Annotated in this window: 1 protein-coding gene; it reads left to right on the top strand. The window is 61.4% G+C overall.

Annotation, left to right across the window (positions count from 1 at the left end; genetic code table 11):
• A partial coding sequence (locus ABD017_RS16745) for an enterochelin esterase domain-containing protein (RefSeq protein WP_343883959.1) occupies positions 1 to 510 on the top strand: 510 nt, incomplete at both ends.

Here is a 510-nt window from a genome sequence, read left to right as displayed (position 1 = left end):
ATAAGCGGGTGACCTTTCTGTGGCGCGGCGCGCGGGATAACGTCTTCATTCTCGGCTCTCCGGCGGGGGATCACGATCCGCTGTTCCGTCTGGGCAACAGCGACGTCTGGTTCCGCAGCTACGTGGTCCCCGCTGATACGGTGATGCAGTACAAGCTCGCCCCCGATGTGCCGATCGTTGAAGGCTCTGCCCGCGATCAACGCCGTGCCATCCTGGTAAGCGCGCAGGCCGATCCGCTTAACCCGAATAGCTTTGGGGAGCAGAAGACCGATCGCTGGAATCGCTATTCTCTGCTCGATCTCAGCCCGGCGCGCTACTGCTCCGTTCGGGCTACGGCACAGCCGCTGTTACACGGGATGTTGAGCCGCCAGAGGCTGAGCAGCAACATCCTCGGCAATGCCCGCGACGTGATGATCTACCAACCGCGCGGCGCACAGCCTGCACGCTGGACGCTCATCCTTTTCGACGGACAGGTTTATCAGGACGAATACCATTTTGCCAACGTGCTGG

It is taken from the genome of Rhodanobacter caeni, assembly GCF_039523575.1.
In the GTDB taxonomy this organism is placed as follows: Bacteria; Pseudomonadota; Gammaproteobacteria; order Xanthomonadales; family Rhodanobacteraceae; genus Rhodanobacter; species Rhodanobacter caeni.
The sequence above is the reverse complement of the archived record's forward strand: the minus strand, read 5'-3'. Positions and strand labels throughout refer to the sequence as shown.